Source organism: Pseudomonas sp. P42, from assembly GCF_017973755.1.
In the GTDB taxonomy this organism is placed as follows: domain Bacteria; phylum Pseudomonadota; class Gammaproteobacteria; order Pseudomonadales; family Pseudomonadaceae; genus Aquipseudomonas; species Aquipseudomonas iridis.
Genome location: NZ_JACOPU010000003.1, coordinates 369,630 through 387,229 on the forward strand (window position 1 = coordinate 369,630; position 17,600 = coordinate 387,229).

The window sequence follows — 17,600 nt, forward strand, 5'->3', positions numbered from 1 at the left end:
CAAAATAGGCGTACATCCTACCTGCTCTGACGGGCAAACAGCAGCCCGTCAGCGCCCGGCATCGCTCAATTTTGGTTCGTACCCAGCAGTAGCGGCGCAAATAACGGGCTCAGTCTGGCGCTGCCTACGTCCGAAAGATGATCCGCGTCCTTGTACTGCGAGCGACCATCGACATCGATGGCACACAACCCGTCCTTGCACATCAGCGGCGTCGGGTCGATGACATGCACGCCCGAATCGGCGGCGCTCATCGAGCTGAACAGTGACGTGAAAAACTGCTGTCGCGCCAAGTGCTCCTGAAGCGGGCGGCCAAGGCCCTCCGCCGAGCGACCGATTCGCGCCAGACTGGTCAGACGATCAATGAAGCTCTTGTGTTGCAACGGCACTTCCTTGAACAACCAGACCTGCACACCCGCTGCGCGCAACTCGGACACTTGCGCCTTGATGCCGGCGGCCATGCGCTGCTCTGCCTGGCGTGGGTTGTCTTTGCGATCAAGCAGGAATTGTCTGTCGCCATCGCCATCTTCGCGACCATAAACGTAAAGGCTCCAGTTCGCTGCCAGCACCACGTCCTTGATCCCCAGACTGATGACGCGTTCCATGTTGCGCTTATTGAAGTCTTTGCACTGCTGGCGCAGCCTGTCTTCGATAATCGGTGGGCAACCCGTCAAGCTGTACAGCCACGCCGGCTGGACATTACGACCGGTGTTGCCTTCGATGGCCGGCAACAATGCGGCGGCGTGACTGTCGCCCCAGAACAACTTTGTCGCCCCACTTTCCGGATCGCCACCCACCAGACAGGACTTGGTCAGCGCCTTGTCCGTGCTCAAGTGCATGCATTTCGACTGCCCGGCGTTCCACTCCCGGGACTGAGCGTATTCCAGCGCCTTGCCGCTCAGACGCTGTGGAACACCGTCTGCCGAGCGAATCGCCGAGCCGGTGATCGCCAGAACGGTGATCGATACCAGACCGCCGACCAACACCGAGTTACGGCTGGCGAATACTCGCTTTTCCCGAAACGGCAGTTCGATATAGCGCAGGCTCAGCCATGCCAGGCCCAGCGCCAGGGCCATCCAGCCCAGCGCCTCCAGAGGCTGGATGCCGTCGATCGAGATCGCATTGGCATACACATAGACCGGCCAATGCCAGAGATAAAGCGAATAGGACAGCAGGCCGATCCACACCAGGACTTGCATACTCAACAGTCGGCTAGTCCATGTCGCGCCCTGCGCGCCTGACCAGATCAGCGCCGTCGTGCCCAATACCGGCAGCAATGCTGCCCAGCCCGGGAACACCGTGGACCGGTCAAAAGTGAAGATCGCCACCAGCACCGCAGCCAATCCGGCCAGGCCGACAGACTGCCGAAGCCATGCACTTGGGGCCTGCTTCGGCGCAGGCATCACCGCCAGCATGGCGCCGCACAGCAACTCCCAGGCGCGAGTCGGCAGCGAGAAAAACGCGAATTCGGGCCTGCGCTCGATATAGACGATGTTCATGCCGAACGACACCAGCAGCACGGCGAACAGCATCCAGCGCCAATGCCGGACATAGCGCATCAGCAACACCATCATCAGCGGGAAGAAGATGTAGTACTGCTCTTCCACCGCCAGCGACCAGGTATGCAACAGCGGTTTGAGCTCCGACGCCGGCGCAAAGTAGCCGTCTTCACGCATGAACAGGATGTTGGAGATGAACAACGACTGGTAACGAATCGTGCGCCCCAGTTCGGAAAGATCTTTGGCCGTCAACAACAGCCAACCCAGCGCCAGCGTTACCACGACCACTACGGTCAAGGCGGGCAGGATGCGTCGGGCGCGGCGCCCCCAAAAATCAAGGAAGCTGAAACGCTGCGCACTGATTTCACGGAACAGGATGGTGGTGATCAGAAAGCCGGAAATGACGAAAAAGACGTCAACGCCGACAAAGCCGCCACTGAATGTATTGAAGCCGAAATGAAACAGCAGGACCGGTATGACCGCCAGTGCCCGTAATCCGTCGATATCACGGCGATTGCCAAACGTATGCATGAAAAACCTTTCTTCTTTTGGATACAAAGTCCCTGAAAGCGCGAAAGTTATCAGCAGCGTTCGTTTCAATCCATACACAAATAATTGCGCGCAAAAAAAAACGCCCCTTTCGGGGCGTCCTTTTGAACAGCGCTGGTATTACTTGCGCTTCATCGACAAGAAGAACTCGTCGTTGGTCTTGGTCGTTTTCAGCTTGTCGATCAGGAACTCGATGGCCGCGACTTCGTCCATCGGGTGCAGCAACTTACGCAGAATCCACATACGCTGCAGTTCGTCGTCGGCGGTCAGCAACTCTTCGCGGCGGGTGCCGGAACGGTTGATGTTGATCGCAGGGAACACACGCTTCTCGGCGATCTTGCGATCCAGAGGCAGTTCCATGTTGCCGGTACCCTTGAACTCTTCGTAGATCACTTCGTCCATCTTCGAGCCGGTTTCAACCAGCGCGGTGGCGATAATGGTCAGCGAGCCGCCTTCTTCGATGTTGCGCGCAGCACCGAAGAAACGCTTTGGTTTCTCCAGGGCGTGAGCATCGACACCACCGGTCAATACCTTGCCGGAGCTCGGGATCACGGTGTTGTAGGCACGGGCCAGACGGGTGATGGAGTCAAGCAGGATCACCACGTCTTTCTTGTGTTCGACCAGGCGCTTGGCCTTCTCGATCACCATTTCGGCAACCTGGACGTGACGGGTCGGCGGCTCGTCGAAGGTCGAGGCAACCACTTCGCCGCGCACGGTGCGCTGCATTTCGGTTACTTCTTCCGGACGTTCGTCGATCAGCAACACGATCAGGTGAACTTCAGGGTTGTTACGGGCGATGTTCGCTGCGATGTTTTGCAGCATGATCGTTTTACCGGCTTTCGGCGGTGCAACGATCAGACCGCGCTGGCCTTTGCCGATCGGAGCGCACAGGTCGATCACACGACCGGTCAAGTCTTCGGTGGAACCGTTGCCGGCCTCCATCTTCATGCGCACGGTCGGGAACAGCGGGGTCAGGTTCTCGAAGAGAATCTTGTTTTTCGCGTTCTCTGGGCGATCGAAGTTGATCGTGTCGACCTTGAGCAGAGCGAAATACCGCTCGCCTTCCTTCGGAGGGCGAATCTTGCCAACGATGGTGTCACCGGTGCGCAAGTTGAAGCGGCGGATCTGGCTCGGCGAGACGTAGATATCGTCTGGGCCGGCGAGGTAGGAAGCGTCAGCGGAGCGCAGGAAGCCGAAGCCGTCCTGGAGAATCTCCAGCACGCCATCACCGGAGATTTCCTCGCCGCTTTTAGCGTGCTTTTTCAGCAGGGAGAAAATCACGTCCTGCTTGCGCGAACGGGCCATATTTTCTATGCCCATCTGTTCGGCCAATTCGAGCAGTTCGGTAATCGGCTTTTGCTTGAGTTCAGTCAGATTCATATAGGAATGACGTAATCATTTATGGAGGGGGGAAATTAAGCTTTTGGCTTAATGAGGCCGCGCCGCAGAGAAGGCGACAGGATCGCGTACTTATTCGAAAAGGAGTGCGTCGGCGACGGCTAGCAGGGGGCATTGGAGAAACCAGTGCGGGGCCGAATGTACCACCTGAGTTTCGGAGCGTCTAGCCCTGAATACGCAAAAAGCCCCGCTAATTGCGGGGCTTTTTTTCAGGCACTTTGCTGCGACGCTTAGATGTTGGCGTCAAGGAAAGCAGCCAGTTGCGACTTCGACAGGGCGCCGACTTTGGTCGCTTCAACGTTGCCGTTCTTGAACAGCATGAGCGTCGGGATACCACGTACGCCGTGCTTGGCCGGGGTTTCCTGGTTCTCGTCGATGTTCAGTTTGGCAACGGTCAGCTTGCCTTTGTAAGTCTCGGCAATTTCGTCCAGAACCGGAGCGATCATTTTGCAAGGGCCGCACCATTCAGCCCAGTAGTCGACCAGTACAGCGCCTTCGGCCTTGAGTACGTCGGCTTCGAAGCTAGCGTCGCTAACGTGTTTGATAAGATCGCTGCTCATGGAATTCTCCAGGTTGTAAGCAAAAAAACGTGGCCCATCATATCCGCCCCGCTCCGGTTCAGGAAGCCGCAGATGATTGAGTCTTGCTATGGTGCCTCATGAGTTTGGGTATAGCTCAAGTCAAGCGCTGGCGGGAGCAATGAAGGCGATTCCGGTGCGCAGTGCGGCGTTGCGCACGTGTTCCTGCATGGCTTTTTGCGCTGCACCCGAGGCACGGCGGGCCAGCGCACGAAGGATCTTGCGGTGCTCCTGCCAGGTTTCCATGGCGCGTTCGGCGCGGATGAACGGTAGTTTCTGACTCTCCAGAAAGATCTCGGCGCTGGCGGTAAGGATGCTCAGCATCGCCTGATTACCGCTGGCCAGCAGGATTCGTCGGTGAAATTCGAAATCCAGCTTCGCCGCGGCTTCGAAGTCGGCGCATCGCAATTGCTCGCGCATAGCGGCGACATTGTCTTCCAGCGCATCCAGATCAGATGTGCTCAACGTCACCGCCGCCAGCCCCGCCGCAAAGCCTTCAAGGGCATAGCGTAATTGAAAGATATCCAGCGGCGAGGCCTGCGCCGCGAAGGGCCAGCTCCCGGCACTCTCCCCGCGCGACAACTCCACCGGCGACTGCACGAACACACCCTTGCCCGGCTGAATGCTGACCAGACCCAGCGCGCTCAACGATGACAGCGCCTCACGCAACGACGCCCGGCTGACGCCCAGTTGAAGCGCCAGATCACGTTGCGACGGCAAGGCGTCGCCCGGGCCGAAGCCCTGTTCGGTGATCAATTTGCGGATCGCTTGCAGCGCCACTTCGGGCACGGCGCGGGAGATCGAGTTCATGATTTTCAGACGTACCAGGCCAATGTGCGGCTAGTTGTAAAGCTATTCGCCGAGTCCGGCAAGTCGTGCCCCAGCGGGGTTCGGCGAATGTGACCGATGCGCTATCGCAGTGCGAAAAACAACCTGACTGTTCAGACCAGTAAGACCGAGCAAACCCGCTGAAACTGCGGCGCGCCGGGACGAAAGCTGCGTATTGGCACGGCCCATGCTCTGTCCGATCGCAGAAAATACTTCCCGCCGATCCGGAGATTGTCCATGACCCAGCGTTACAGCGCCCTCCTCGCTTCCCTGTTTGCCGGCCTGTTGTTGTGCCAGGCGCCCGCTCACGCCGACGGTCTCGACGACGTGGTCAAACGCGGCACGCTGAAAGTCGCCGTGCCGCAGGACTTCCCGCCGTTCGGCTCGGTCGGCCCGGACATGAAACCCCGCGGCCTGGACATCGACACGGCGAAACTGCTGGCCGATCAGCTCAAGGTCAAACTCGAACTCACGCCGGTCAACAGCACCAACCGCATCCCCTTTCTGACCACCGGCAAGGTCGATCTGGTGATTTCCAGCCTGGGCAAGAACCCGGAGCGCGAGAAAGTCATCGACTTCTCGCGCGCCTACGCACCGTTCTACCTCGCCGTGTTCGGCCCACCAGAGGCGGCGATCACCAGCCTCGACGACCTCAAGGGCAAAACCATCAGCGTCACCCGTGGCGCCATCGAAGACATCGAACTGAGCAAAGTCGCCCCTGAAGGTGTGACCATCAAGCGCTTCGAAGACAACAACTCGACCATCGCCGCCTACCTCGCGGGCCAGGTCGACCTGATTGCCAGCGGCAACGTGGTGATGGTCGCAATCAGCGAGAAGAACCCGAAACGGGTGCCGGCGCTGAAAGTGAAGCTCAAGGATTCGCCGGTCTACGTTGGCGTGAACAAGAATGAAGCGGCGCTGTTGGCCAGGGTCAACGACATCCTCAACGCTGCCAAAACTGATGGCGCGCTGGAAAAAAACTCGCAGACCTGGCTGAAAGAGCCGCTGCCGGCCGATCTCTGATCGACTGCGCGGGAGAACCTCATGGCTTATCAGTTCGATTTCATGCCGGTGGTGGAAAACACCGACCTGCTGCTACGCGGCGCGCTGTTCACCCTTGAGCTGACGGCCATCGGCGCACTGCTTGGGGTGAGCGTGGGCATTGTCGGGGCGCTGGTACGGGCGTGGAACATCCGTCCGTTCTCGGCGATTTTCGGCGTTTACGTCGAGTTGATCCGCAACACACCGTTTCTGGTGCAGTTGTTTTTCATCTTCTTCGGCCTGCCGTCCCTCGGTGTGCAGATTTCAGAGTGGCAAGCAGCCGTGCTGGCGATGGTCATCAACCTCGGGGCGTATTCGACCGAGATCATCCGCGCCGGCATTCAGGCGATCCCGCGTGGGCAACTGGAAGCCGCTGCGGCACTGGCGATGACGCGCTTCGAAGCGTTCCGCCACGTGGTGCTGCTGCCAGCGCTGGGTAAGGTCTGGCCGGCCCTGAGCAGTCAGATCATCATCGTCATGCTCGGCTCGGCGGTGTGTTCGCAAATCGCCACCGAGGAGCTGAGCTTTGCCGCCAACTTCATTCAGTCGCGCAACTTCCGCGCATTTGAAACCTACGCGCTGACCACGCTGATCTATCTGTGCATGGCGCTGCTGATCCGCCAATTGCTCAATTGGCTCGGCCGTCGCTACATTTCCAGGAGCAGCCAATGAGCGACTTCACGTTCTGGGACATCCTGCGCAACCTGCTCACCGGTCTGCAATGGACACTGGCATTGTCGCTGGTGGCGTTTATTGGCGGCGGCATCGTCGGGCTGCTGATCCTGATCATGCGCATCTCGAAAAACACCCTGTCGAGCAATATCGCCCGCACCTGGATCGAGCTGTTCCAGGGCACGCCGCTGTTGATGCAACTGTTTCTGGTGTTCTTCGGCGTGGCGCTGGCCGGGATCGAGATTTCGCCGTGGATGGCGGCGGCGGTGGCCCTGACCTTGTTCACCAGCGCCTATCTGGCGGAGATCTGGCGCGGCTGCGTCGAGGCGATCCCCAATGGCCAATGGGAAGCCTCATCGAGCCTGGCGCTCAATCCGCTGGAGCAATTGCGCTACGTGATCCTGCCGCAAGCGCTGCGCATTGCCGTGGCGCCGACCGTGGGTTTCTCGGTGCAAGTGGTCAAAGGCACTGCCGTGACCTCGATCATCGGCTTCACCGAACTGACCAAGACCGGCGGCATGCTCGCCAACGCCACGTTCGAACCCTTCATGGTCTACGGCCTCGTTGCCCTCGGCTATTTCCTGCTCTGCTACCCCTTGTCCCTCAGTGCGCGCTACCTGGAAAGGAGACTGCATGCCTCTGCTTAGAATTTCCGCCCTGCATAAATACTACGGCGATCACCACGTCCTCAAAGGCATCGACCTCAGCGTCGAGGAAGGCCAGGTGGTGGCGATCATCGGCCGCAGCGGCTCGGGCAAATCGACCCTGCTGCGTACGCTTAACGGCCTGGAATCGATCAATGACGGCGTGATTGAAGTCGACGGCGAATACCTCGACGCCGCCCGCGCCGACCTGCGCAGCTTGCGACAGAAAGTCGGTATGGTGTTCCAGCAGTTCAACTTGTTCCCGCACCTGACCGTTGGCGAAAACGTCATGCTCGCCCCGCAAGTGGTGCAAAAAGTGCCGAAGGCCAAGGCTGCCGAACTGGCGCGCAAGATGCTGGAGCGCGTCGGCCTGGGCGAAAAGTTTGACGCGTTCCCGGATCGGCTGTCCGGCGGGCAGCAGCAACGCGTGGCGATTGCCCGGGCGTTGGCGATGTCGCCGAAAGTGCTGCTGTGTGACGAGATCACTTCGGCGCTGGACCCGGAACTGGTCAATGAAGTGCTCGCCGTGGTTCGGCAACTGGCCAAAGAAGGCATGACGCTGATCATGGTCACCCACGAGATGCGCTTTGCCCGTGAGGTCGGCGACAAACTGGTGTTCATGCACCATGGCAAGGTGCATGAAGTGGGGGATCCGAAAGTGTTGTTTGCCAATCCGCAAACGGCGGAACTGGCGAATTTCATTGGTTCGGTTGAAGCGGTGGCCTGAAAAAGCTCGGCGTCTGTAATGTCCTCTTCGCTAGCAGGCTAGCTCCCACAAGTGAGCGCGTTCCAATGTGGGAGCTAGCCTGCTGGCGAATGAATGCGTAGCGGTCACCCGCATTACTGTGTCAGATCAAGGGTTTGAACCGTGCGCGTTGGCGTCAGCCGTTGATCGTGGCACGATGTCGGGGTTATCGACCGAGACCCCCTGACCATGCCGCAATCCAAAGCCAAGAATCTGTCCCTGATCGCTGCAATCGACTTGGGCTCCAACAGCTTTCACATGGTCGTGGCCAAGGCCCAGAACGGCGAAATCCGTATCCTTGAGCGCCTCGGCGAGAAAGTGCAACTGGCCGCCGGCATCGACGACCAGCGCCAGCTCAACGAAGAGTCGATGCAACGTGGCCTCGATTGCCTCAAGCGCTTTGCCCAACTGATCAACGGTATGCCGCTGGGCGCCGTGCGGATCGTCGGCACCAACGCCCTGCGTGAAGCGCGCAACCGCCTCGAATTCATTCATCGCGCCGAAGAAATCCTCGGTCATCCGGTGGAAGTCATCTCCGGCCGCGAAGAAGCGCGCCTGATTTATCTGGGTGTGTCGCACACCCTCGCCGACACCCCGGGCAAGCGTCTGGTCGCCGACATCGGCGGCGGCAGTACCGAATTCATCATCGGTCAGCGCTTCGAACCGTTGCTGCGCGAAAGCCTGCAAATGGGTTGCGTCAGCTTTACCCAACGCTACTTCAAGGACGGCAAGATCACCCCGGCCCGTTACGCTCAGGCGTACACCGCGGCGCGGCTGGAGATCATGAGCATCGAACACGCCCTGCACCGCCTGACCTGGGATGAAGCCATCGGCTCCTCCGGCACCATTCGTGCCATTGGCCTGGCGCTGAAGGCCGGCGGGCACGGCACCGGCGAAGTGAATGCCGAAGGCCTGGCCTGGCTCAAACGCCGACTGTTCAAGCTGGGCGATGTCGACAAAATCGATTTCGATGGCATCAAGCCCGACCGTCGGGCGATTTTCCCGGCAGGCCTGGCGATTCTCGAAGCAATCTTCGACGCCCTCGAACTGCAACGCATGGATCACTGCGATGGCGCGCTGCGTGAAGGCGTGCTCTACGACCTGCTTGGCCGTCATCATCACGAAGACGTGCGCGAACGCACCCTGACGTCACTGATGGAGCGCTACCACGTCGATGTCGAACAAGCGGAGCGGGTCGAACGCAAAGCCCTGCACGCCTTCGATCAGGTTGCCGTGGACTGGCAGCTGGATGACGGCATCTGGCGCGAACTGCTGGGCTGGGCTGCGAAAGTGCACGAAGTCGGCCTCGACATCGCTCACTATCACTATCACAAGCACGGCGCCTATCTGATCGAACACTCTGATCTGGCCGGGTTCTCCCGTGAAGACCAGCAGATGCTCGCCCTTTTGGTGCGCGGCCATCGCCGCAATATCCCCAAGGACAAGTTTGCCGATTTTGGTGCCGACGGCGACAAGCTGATCCGCCTCTGCGTGCTGCTGCGTTTTGCGATCCTGTTCCACCACATCCGTGGTACGCAGGCGATGCCGCAGGTGGTGCTGCATGCCAATGGCAATAACCTTGATGTGGAATTTCCGCAGAACTGGCTGGATGAGAATCAGCTGACCCAGGCGGATTTCGGGCTTGAGGCTGATTGGTTGACGCGGGTGGGGATTGTTCTCACGGTTCACTGAGTATTGGTTGGGCACAAAAAAGGCGATCCTTCTGGATCGCCTTTTTTATTGGGTTCGACTTGAGGGCAGAGGGTTAGAGTGAGGGGCTTTTGACTTTCAGCTCTCAGCTGCTCACTGGCAGAATCGGGCTACCCAAACGCTCCAGCAACGTCGCCTGCGCACTTCTCGGGTTCTGGTTACCGGTTGGCGTGTTGCGGATGTAACGGCCATCCGACTGCAGGCTCCAGCTGTGGGTGTTGTCGGTCAGGTACAGCTCCAGCTCTTTCTTCACCCGGGTCAGCAGCTTCTTGCCTTCAACCGGGAAGCAAGTCTCGACGCGCTTGTCGAGGTTGCGCTCCATCCAGTCGGCGCTGGAAAGGAACATCTGCTCCTCGCCGCCATTGAGGAAGTAGAACACTCGGGTGTGCTCAAGGAAGCGACCGATGATCGAGCGCACGTGAATGTTGTGCGAAACCCCGGCGATACCCGGCCGCAGGCAGCACATGCCACGCACCACCAGATCGATGCGCACACCGGACTGGCTGGCCTTGTACAGCGCGCGGATGATCTTCGGATCGGTCAGCGAGTTGAACTTGGCAATGATGTGCGCCGGTTTGCCTTCGACAGCGAACTGGGTTTCGCGGGCAATCATGTCGAGCATGCCCTTCTTCAGGGTGAACGGCGCGTGCAGCAGCTTCTTCATGCGCAGCGTCTTGCCCATGCCGATCAACTGGCTGAACAGTTTGCCGACGTCTTCGCACAAGGCGTCGTCGGAAGTCAGCAGACTGTAGTCGGTGTAGAGCTTGGCGTTGCCGGCGTGGTAGTTACCGGTGCCCAAATGCGCGTAACGCACAATCTCGCCCTGCTCACGGCGCAGGATCAACATCATTTTGGCGTGGGTCTTGAAGCCGACCACGCCATAGATCACCACCGCACCGGCCGCTTGCAGACGGCTGGCCAGTTGCAGGTTGGACTCTTCGTCGAACCGCGCACGCAGTTCGATGACCGCGGTGACTTCCTTGCCGTTACGCGCGGCATCAACCAGCGCATCAACGATTTCCGAGTTGGCCCCCGAGCGATACAGGGTCTGGCGCACAGCCAGAACGTGCGGGTCTTTCGCGGCCTGGCGCAGCAGGTCGACCACCGGGGTGAACGACTCGAATGGGTGCAGCAACAGGATGTCCTGCTTGCTGACCACACTGAAAATGTTCTCGCTGTTCTGCAGCAGTTTCGGGATCTGCGGGGTGAACGGCGTGTATTGCAGCTCCGGATGGCTGTCCAGACCGGTGATGCTGAACAGACGCGTCAGGTTGACCGGGCCATTGACCTGATACAACTCGGTCTCGCTCAGGTTGAACTGCTTGAGCAGGTAATCCGACAGATGTTTCGGGCAGGTGTCGGCCACTTCCAGACGTACAGCGTCGCCATAACGACGGGAGAACAGCTCGCCACGCAGCGCACGGGCCAAGTCTTCGACGTCTTCGGAATCGAGTGCCAGGTCAGCGTTTCGCGTCAGACGGAACTGGTAGCAGCCCTTGACCTTCATGCCTTGGAACAGGTCATCGGCGTGAGCGTGGATCATCGACGAGAGGAACACATAGTTGTCGCCAGCGCCGCCGACTTCTTCCGGCACTTTGATGATGCGCGGCAGCAAACGCGGCGCCGGGATGATCGCCAGACCGGAATCGCGGCCGAAGGCGTCGATGCCTTCCAGCTCGACGATGAAGTTCAGGCTCTTGTTCACCAGCAACGGGAACGGGTGCGTCGGGTCGAGGCCGATCGGGGTGATGATCGGCGCGATCTCGTCGCGGAAATAACGGCGCACCCAGGTCTTGATCTTGGTCGTCCAGTTGCGGCGACGGATGAAACGGACCTGATGCTTTTCAAGCTCCGGCAAAAGAATGTCGTTGAGGATCGCGTATTGGCGATCAACATGGCCGTGCACCAACTCACTGATGCGGGCCAAGGCTTGATGCGGCTGCAAGCCATCGGCACCGGCCTGTTCGCGGGCGAAGGTTATTTGCTTCTTGAGGCCGGCGACGCGAATTTCGAAGAATTCGTCGAGGTTGCTGGAGAAGATCAGCAGGAACTTCAGCCGCTCGAGCAACGGATAGGACTCGTCCAGCGCCTGCTCGAGCACGCGGATGTTGAACTGCAATTGCGAAAGCTCGCGGTGGATGTACAGGCTGCTGTCATCCAGGCCGGGAATGGCGATCGCCGGCACCGCCGCAGCGGTTTCGGTGACCGGCGCCGGTGGCGCTGGCTCCAGTTCCGGCGGGGTTTCGGTGATTTGTTCGACCACCGGCTGAGCTTCTTTTACGGCAACTTCAGTGAGTCCTTCGGTATTCATGGAATGTTCCTGGGAGGGCTATTTCTGCTCTCGTAACAATTGAGCGGCGCGGACGGCAAAGTAAGTCAGGATGCCATCAGCGCCGGCACGTTTAAAGGCGGTCAGTGATTCGAGAATCACCGCTTCGCTCAACCAGCCATTCTGGATCGCCGCCATGTGCATGGCGTATTCGCCACTGACCTGATAGACGAAGGTCGGCACCTTGAAGGCATCTTTTACCCGGAAAAGGATGTCCAGGTACGGCATGCCCGGCTTGACCATGACCATGTCCGCGCCTTCAGACAAGTCCGCACCGACTTCGTGCAGCGCTTCGTCACTGTTGGCCGGGTCCATCTGATAGGAGGCCTTGTTCGCCTTGCCCAGGCTCGCGGCCGAACCCACGGCATCGCGGAACGGGCCGTAATAGGCGCTGGCGTACTTGGCCGAATAGGCCATGATGCGCACGTTGACGTGACCGGCAATTTCCAGCGCTTCACGAATCGCCTGGATGCGCCCGTCCATCATGTCCGATGGCGCGACAACCTGCGCGCCAGCTTCGGCATGGGACAGTGCTTGCCTGACCAGCGCATCGACAGTGATGTCGTTCTGCACATAGCCGTCTTCGTCGAGGATGCCGTCCTGACCGTGGGTGGTGAACGGATCGAGGGCAACATCGGTGATCACGCCCAGCTCGGGAAATCGATCGCGCAGAGCGCGGGTTGCGCGCTGAGCAATGCCCTGCGGATTCCAGGCTTCGGCAGCGTCGAGAGATTTCAGTTCCGCTGGCGTCACCGGGAACAAGGCCAGCGCCGGAATCCCCAACTCGACCCATTTGGCAGCTTCTTCAAGCAGCAGATCAATCGTCAGCCGCTCTACGCCCGGCATCGACGCCACGGCTTCGCGGCGGTTTTCACCGTCGAGCACGAACACCGGCAGGATCAGGTCATCGACCGTCAGCACATTTTCCCGCACCAGCCGACGCGAAAAATCATCACGACGGTTGCGACGCAGGCGGGTTGCAGGGAACAGACGATTGGCGGGGGTAAAGCTCACGGCGGACTCCTGAGCCCGCGCAAACGGGCGAGCGTGACAGTTATAGACGGCCATTATGACGAACGGATGACAGTTGTGCGTGCACCGTGACATGTAGCCGCATTCCATTGTCAGTGCAGGAATAGTTCACGTCGAGACACATTTGGACACTTTCATGAATGTGTCCGAAGGGGTAGGCTGCGCGTTCATTTCGCCAGCACCCAGACAATGCTCCAACAATTTCTGCATGACTTTGGCTACTTTGCCCTGTTTCTCGGGACGTTCTTCGAAGGCGAAACCATTCTGGTGCTCGCGGGCTTCCTCGCGTTCCGTGGCTACATGGACATCAATATTGTGGTCGTCGTGGCGTTCTGCGGCAGCTATGCCGGTGATCAGCTGTGGTACTTCCTGGGGCGCAAGCACGGGCGCAAATTGCTCGCGCGCAAACCGCGCTGGCAACTGATGGGCGACCGGGCGCTGGAGCACATTCGTAAGCATCCTGACATCTGGGTCCTGAGCTTCCGCTTCGTGTATGGCTTGCGCACGGTGATGCCCGTGGCGATCGGCCTGTCGGGCTATCCGCCGGGGCGTTATCTGCTGCTGAACGGCATCGGCGCAGCCATCTGGGCCACCGCGCTGGCGGCTGCGGCTTACCATTTCGGCGCAGTGCTGGAAGGCATGCTCGGCAGCATCAAAAAATACGAACTGTGGGTCCTCGGCGCCCTGCTGGTATTGGGCGTTGGCCTGTGGCTGCGTCGCCGCTTCAAGAATGCCCGTCTGGCGAGGAAGATCTACGCCGACGAGCAAGCCGCAAAAGCCGCGCAGTTGCAGCAAGTCGAACTGGCCAATCCCGCCGACCCCAAGACGCCAGCCGAGTAACTCGCTGGCGGGTGGCGCCCGCCATCCCACACTGCGCACAGCAGTGTGGTTCCCCCCGAAAATCATCAGTTCATCGTCGCCCTCTTCCTGGCGCGAGCCGAACAGTCGACCCAAATAATGAACACCCCGCCGTCGTTGCGATCCATGTAGAAAGCGCTCTGTGCATGCTGTGTCCGATGCCTGGACGGCGTGAGTCTTGAGGCCGACCCCAGGGGTCGCCACCCATAACCCCTATGGCAACCCGCGATAAATTAGTGGACATTTAGCGCTATGAATCTGGAGAGAAAACCATGAGCAAAAAAGTTGCAGTGATCCTGTCCGGCAGTGGCGTTTACGACGGCGCCGAGATCCATGAAAGCGTGATTACCCTGCTGCGCCTCGATCAACGCGGCGCGCAGGTGCAGTGTTTCGCCCCGAACATCTCGCAATTGCATGTGATCAATCACCTGACTGGCGAAGAAATGCCCGAGTCGCGCAATGTGCTGGTGGAATCGGCGCGCATTGCTCGCGGCAACATCAAGGACATCCGCGAAGCCGACGTCGAAGACTTCGACGCGCTGATCGTACCCGGCGGTTTTGGCGCGGCGAAGAACCTCTCGAATTTCGCCATCGAAGGCGCCGGCTGCACTGTGCAGCCAGACGTGCTGGCCTTGGCCGAGGCATTTGCCGAAGCGGGCAAACCGGTGGGGCTGATCTGCATCTCGCCGGCACTCGCGGCGAAAATCTACGGCCCGGGCGTAACCTGCACCATCGGCAACGATGCCGACACCGCCACGGCAATGAACAAGATGGGCGCCACCCACGAAGACTGCGCCGTGACCGACATCATCGAAGACAAGGCGCGCAAACTGGTGACGACTCCGGCGTACATGCTGGCGCAGAACATCAGCGAAGCGGCTTCGGGAATCAACAAACTGGTCGACCGTGTGCTCGAACTGACCCACGAGAACGACGCCTGATACCCCAGCAGCACAAAAAAACAAATGTGGGAGCGAGCCTGCTCGCGAAAGCGGTGTGTCATTCAACTCAATGTTGTCTGATACAACGCCTTCGCGAGCAGGCTCGCTCCCACATTGGATTTGTGCAGAGTCAGGGTTTGCGAGCAAGGCGAGTCAGGATGCGGTCCAGCGCATTGGCAAACGCCTGCTTCTCGCGATCGCCGAATGGCGCAGGGCCGCCGCTCATCTGGCCCTGTTCGCGCAGATCGGTGAACAGGTTGCGCACCGCCAACCGGTCCCCCATGTTCTTCTCGTCGAACTCCTTGCCGCGCGGATCCAGCGCTGCCACGCCCTTCTTCACCAACCGATCGGCCAGCGGGATATCGCTGCATATCACCAGCTCACCGGGCACCGCGTGCTCGACCAGATAATCGTCCGCCGCATCCGGACCGCTCGGCACCACGATCAACTTGACGATGGCCAGCCCCGGCTTGGTCTGCGGCTGCCCGGCCACCAGCACCACTTCGTACTGTCGCTTGAGGGCAAACTTCACCACCAGATCCTTCGCCGCCCGCGGACAGGCGTCGGCATCGATCCATACACGCATTTTGTTTACCTCTTAAAAGCAAAAGATCGCAGCCTTCGGCAGCTCCTACAGAGTTTTCGGTTGGTCACAAATAGTGTGATCACCTCAATCCCCTGTAGGAGCTGCCGCCGGCTGCGATCTTTTCAGGATCACACAATCAAGCAGCAGAAACCCGCTTCTTCTCCGCCACCCAACTACGCCCATACAACACAACAATCGCCAGAATCGCCACCGCCTGCGCCGCCAGCGAATACGCATCGGCGTGAATCCCCAGCCAATCGAAATCGACAAACGGCACTGGCCGTGTACCGAAGATCCCGGCCTCCTGCAGCGCCTTGACACCATGCCCGGCAAACACCACCGACAGCGCACACAGCAGCGCGGCGTTGATGCTGAAGAACAGCGTCAGCGGCAGTTTCGCCGAACCGCGCAAGATCACCCATGCAAGCCCGACCAGCAGCACCAGCGCAGTCGCACCGCCCGCCAACACCGCGTCATGCCCGGCGGGGCCAGCCTGCAGCCAGAGGGTTTCGTAGAACAGGATCACTTCGAACAGCTCGCGATACACCGAGAAGAACGCCAGGATTGCAAAGCCGAATCGCCCGCCACCGCCGACCAGACTGCTCTTGATGTAATCCTGCCAGGCTGCCGCGTGCCGGCGGTCATGCATCCACACGCCGAGCCACAGCACCATCACACTGGCGAACAGCGCCGTGGCGCCTTCGAGCAATTCGCGCTGCGAGCCGCTGACGTCGATCACGTACGCCGCCAGCGCCCAGGTACCGAGACCGGCCAACAACGCCAAACCCCAACCGACGTTGACGCTGCGCACGGCCGACTGCTGACCGGTGTTACGCAGGAAGGCGAGGATCGCTGCCAGCACCAGAATCGCTTCAAGACCTTCGCGCAGCAGAATCAGCAAGCCGGAGATGTAGCTCAGCGACCAGCTCAAACCGTCGCTGCCGAGTAACCCGGCGGACTCTTTCAGCTTCGCCTTGGCGGCGTCCAGACGCTGCTCGGCCTGCGCGACCGGCAAGCCATCCTGCAACGACTGCCGATAGGCCATCAGGGATTTTTCGGTGTCCTTGCGTACGTTGGCGTCGACGTTATCCAGCGAACTCTCGACCAGTTCGAAACCTTCCAGGTACGCCGCCACCGACAGGTCGTAGGCCTGATCGTGCTCACCCGCGCGGTAGGCCGCGAGACTCTTGTCCAGCGTCGCAGCGGTGTAGTCGAGCAACTGCGCCGGACCTCGTTTGACCTGCGGCGGCTGCGCTCGCTGAGCGCGGAAGATCGCGGCGGCTTGCGCGCCTTCGGCGGCCTGCACTTCGGTCGGTGTCTGGCGCGCCAGATCAGCGATGTTGTAACTCTTTTCGGATTTGGCCGCCGCTGCATCGGCACTGAACCCGGCGATGTAAGTGGCCAGATCCCAACGCTGGCGATCATCGAGCTGATCGGCAAACGCCGGCATGTCGGTGCCTTCGACGCCTTGGCCCAGAGTGCTGTAGATCGCGTACAGGCTCAGGTGATCCATGCGCACAGCATCACGCAGATTGGCGGGCGCCGGTGTCAGCCCCACACCTGCCGGGCCGTCACCGGCGCCTGTGTCGCCGTGGCACACCGAGCAATTCTGCGCATAGAGCGGGGCACCACGGGTTGGGTCCGGGGTGATGATCGGCGCCTGGCTCACTTCATACGCCACCGCCAGTTTCGCCCCCAGTTGCCGCGCCTGACGGGCCACTTCGGCGCCGTCCTGCTTGGCACTGATGGCTGCGTGCAACGCATCGACACCCTGCTCCAGCGCAGCTTTCTCGGGTTTGGCCGGCAGGTTGGCGATCAAGCCTTGCAGCGCTTGGGTGAATTCCAGCTGTTCGCGGTATTCGGAGTCATCCATGACTTTGCCCGCTGCTACCGTTGGCGGGTAGTCAGCGCTGATGTAATCAAGCAGGTGCAGCGCTTGCGGCGCGCCTTCCACGGTGTCGGCCAGCAGGTTGAAGCTGCTCAGGGCGAACAACGGGAACACCAGCCAGGCCAGGAAGCGGGACGAGGCAGTCATGAATGATTCTCAAATGGAAATACGAAGTTACATATTGTTCACTTCGAAACCGATTCACTCAAGCTTTCTCGCAGATTTGCGCGCCCCTGACCTCTGCTCAACAGCAACACCCATCCCTATAATGCCGACTCGCTACGCCCTTTGAGCTCAAGGAAGAA

Annotated in this window: 15 protein-coding genes and 1 pseudogene; 7 read left to right on the forward strand and 9 right to left on the reverse strand. The window is 59.9% G+C overall.

Annotated elements, in window-relative coordinates; all coding sequences use genetic code 11:
• Positions 1-65: 65 nt before the first annotated feature.
• The 4 genes from H8B20_RS11080 to H8B20_RS11095 all read right to left on the reverse strand — a co-directional run bounded on the left by H8B20_RS11080 (position 66) and on the right by H8B20_RS11095 (position 4,831).
• Positions 66-2,027 carry an acyltransferase family protein gene (locus H8B20_RS11080; protein ID WP_210623151.1) on the reverse strand — a complete coding sequence of 654 codons (1,962 nt, stop codon included), beginning with the start codon at positions 2,025-2,027 and terminating at the stop codon, positions 66-68.
• 138 nt (positions 2,028-2,165) lie between these two features.
• Positions 2,166-3,425 carry a transcription termination factor Rho gene (gene rho / locus H8B20_RS11085; RefSeq protein ID WP_042561678.1) on the reverse strand — a complete coding sequence of 420 codons (1,260 nt, stop codon included), beginning with the start codon at positions 3,423-3,425 and terminating at the stop codon, positions 2,166-2,168.
• Positions 3,426-3,673: 248 nt separating this feature from the next.
• Complete coding sequence (gene trxA / locus H8B20_RS11090) at positions 3,674-4,003, reverse strand: thioredoxin TrxA (protein WP_003206727.1); 330 nt, start codon at positions 4,001-4,003, stop codon at positions 3,674-3,676.
• Positions 4,004-4,123: 120 nt separating this feature from the next.
• The gene (locus H8B20_RS11095) at positions 4,124-4,831 is read right to left on the reverse strand and encodes a FadR/GntR family transcriptional regulator (RefSeq protein ID WP_042561679.1); all 708 of its coding nucleotides are present in this window, start codon (positions 4,829-4,831) and stop codon (positions 4,124-4,126) included.
• Positions 4,832-5,086: 255 nt separating this feature from the next.
• Between H8B20_RS11095 and H8B20_RS11100 the strand changes: the two genes are divergently transcribed.
• The 5 genes from H8B20_RS11100 to ppx all read left to right on the forward strand — a co-directional run bounded on the left by H8B20_RS11100 (position 5,087) and on the right by ppx (position 9,643).
• Positions 5,087-5,872 carry a transporter substrate-binding domain-containing protein gene (locus tag H8B20_RS11100; RefSeq protein WP_210623152.1) on the forward strand — a complete coding sequence of 262 codons (786 nt, stop codon included), beginning with the start codon at positions 5,087-5,089 and terminating at the stop codon, positions 5,870-5,872.
• A 21-nt stretch (positions 5,873-5,893) separates the two neighbouring features.
• Complete coding sequence (locus H8B20_RS11105; protein ID WP_047304094.1) at positions 5,894-6,562, forward strand: amino acid ABC transporter permease; 669 nt, start codon at positions 5,894-5,896, stop codon at positions 6,560-6,562.
• Positions 6,559-7,209: an amino acid ABC transporter permease gene (locus H8B20_RS11110; protein WP_042561682.1), complete on the forward strand. Its 651-nt coding sequence runs from the start codon at positions 6,559-6,561 to the stop codon at positions 7,207-7,209. Before H8B20_RS11105 ends, H8B20_RS11110 begins: the two co-directional genes overlap by 4 nt.
• A complete protein-coding gene (locus H8B20_RS11115; RefSeq protein ID WP_210623153.1) occupies positions 7,196-7,933 on the forward strand; it encodes an amino acid ABC transporter ATP-binding protein in 738 nt (245 codons plus the stop codon). The genes H8B20_RS11110 and H8B20_RS11115 overlap by 14 nt, the downstream gene beginning before the upstream one ends.
• A 207-nt stretch (positions 7,934-8,140) precedes the next feature.
• The gene (ppx, locus tag H8B20_RS11120) at positions 8,141-9,643 is read left to right on the forward strand and encodes an exopolyphosphatase (protein ID WP_210623154.1); all 1,503 of its coding nucleotides are present in this window, start codon (positions 8,141-8,143) and stop codon (positions 9,641-9,643) included.
• Between the two features lie 103 nt (positions 9,644-9,746).
• Here the strand turns inward: ppx and ppk1 are convergent, their stop codons facing one another.
• Entirely contained in the window at positions 9,747-11,972 is a 2,226-nt protein-coding gene (ppk1, locus tag H8B20_RS11125) for a polyphosphate kinase 1 (RefSeq protein ID WP_115146609.1), read from the reverse strand.
• An 18-nt stretch (positions 11,973-11,990) separates the two neighbouring features.
• Entirely contained in the window at positions 11,991-13,004 is a 1,014-nt protein-coding gene (gene hemB, locus H8B20_RS11130) for a porphobilinogen synthase (RefSeq protein ID WP_210623155.1), read from the reverse strand.
• 207 nt (positions 13,005-13,211) lie between these two features.
• Between hemB and H8B20_RS11135 the strand changes: the two genes are divergently transcribed.
• On the forward strand, positions 13,212-13,862 hold the full coding sequence (locus H8B20_RS11135; RefSeq protein WP_210623156.1) for a DedA family protein: 651 nt from the start codon (positions 13,212-13,214) through the stop codon (positions 13,860-13,862).
• A 54-nt stretch (positions 13,863-13,916) separates the two neighbouring features.
• Here the strand turns inward: H8B20_RS11135 and H8B20_RS28275 are convergent.
• Positions 13,917-14,056 (reverse strand): annotated as a pseudogene (locus H8B20_RS28275) (sterol desaturase family protein); the annotation flags it as partial.
• A 96-nt stretch (positions 14,057-14,152) separates the two neighbouring features.
• Between H8B20_RS28275 and elbB the strand changes: the two are divergent.
• The gene (elbB, locus tag H8B20_RS11140; protein WP_042561688.1) at positions 14,153-14,821 is read left to right on the forward strand and encodes an isoprenoid biosynthesis glyoxalase ElbB; all 669 of its coding nucleotides are present in this window, start codon (positions 14,153-14,155) and stop codon (positions 14,819-14,821) included.
• A 130-nt stretch (positions 14,822-14,951) separates the two neighbouring features.
• Here elbB and H8B20_RS11145 read toward each other — a convergent pair whose 3' ends face one another.
• Positions 14,952-15,407 carry a YaiI/YqxD family protein gene (locus H8B20_RS11145; protein ID WP_042561689.1) on the reverse strand — a complete coding sequence of 152 codons (456 nt, stop codon included), beginning with the start codon at positions 15,405-15,407 and terminating at the stop codon, positions 14,952-14,954.
• A gap of 136 nt (positions 15,408-15,543) precedes the next feature.
• Positions 15,544-17,442, reverse strand: coding sequence for an FTR1 family protein (locus tag H8B20_RS11150; protein ID WP_210623157.1), 1,899 nt, complete (start codon positions 17,440-17,442; stop codon positions 15,544-15,546).
• Positions 17,443-17,600 lie beyond the last annotated feature (158 nt).

Coding starts and splice junctions, on each gene's coding strand:
- H8B20_RS11080 (WP_210623151.1), bottom strand. CDS start 2,027: ATGCATACGTTTGGCAATCGCCGTGATATCGACGGATTACGGGCACTG.
- rho (WP_042561678.1), bottom strand. CDS start 3,425: ATGAATCTGACTGAACTCAAGCAAAAGCCGATTACCGAACTGCTCGAA.
- trxA (WP_003206727.1), bottom strand. CDS start 4,003: ATGAGCAGCGATCTTATCAAACACGTTAGCGACGCTAGCTTCGAAGCC.
- H8B20_RS11095 (WP_042561679.1), bottom strand. CDS start 4,831: ATGAACTCGATCTCCCGCGCCGTGCCCGAAGTGGCGCTGCAAGCGATC.
- H8B20_RS11100 (WP_210623152.1), top strand. CDS start 5,087: ATGACCCAGCGTTACAGCGCCCTCCTCGCTTCCCTGTTTGCCGGCCTG.
- H8B20_RS11105 (WP_047304094.1), top strand. CDS start 5,894: ATGGCTTATCAGTTCGATTTCATGCCGGTGGTGGAAAACACCGACCTG.
- H8B20_RS11110 (WP_042561682.1), top strand. CDS start 6,559: ATGAGCGACTTCACGTTCTGGGACATCCTGCGCAACCTGCTCACCGGT.
- H8B20_RS11115 (WP_210623153.1), top strand. CDS start 7,196: ATGCCTCTGCTTAGAATTTCCGCCCTGCATAAATACTACGGCGATCAC.
- ppx (WP_210623154.1), top strand. CDS start 8,141: ATGCCGCAATCCAAAGCCAAGAATCTGTCCCTGATCGCTGCAATCGAC.
- ppk1 (WP_115146609.1), bottom strand. CDS start 11,972: ATGAATACCGAAGGACTCACTGAAGTTGCCGTAAAAGAAGCTCAGCCG.
- H8B20_RS11135 (WP_210623156.1), top strand. CDS start 13,212: ATGCTCCAACAATTTCTGCATGACTTTGGCTACTTTGCCCTGTTTCTC.
- elbB (WP_042561688.1), top strand. CDS start 14,153: ATGAGCAAAAAAGTTGCAGTGATCCTGTCCGGCAGTGGCGTTTACGAC.
- H8B20_RS11145 (WP_042561689.1), bottom strand. CDS start 15,407: ATGCGTGTATGGATCGATGCCGACGCCTGTCCGCGGGCGGCGAAGGAT.
- H8B20_RS11150 (WP_210623157.1), bottom strand. CDS start 17,442: ATGACTGCCTCGTCCCGCTTCCTGGCCTGGCTGGTGTTCCCGTTGTTC.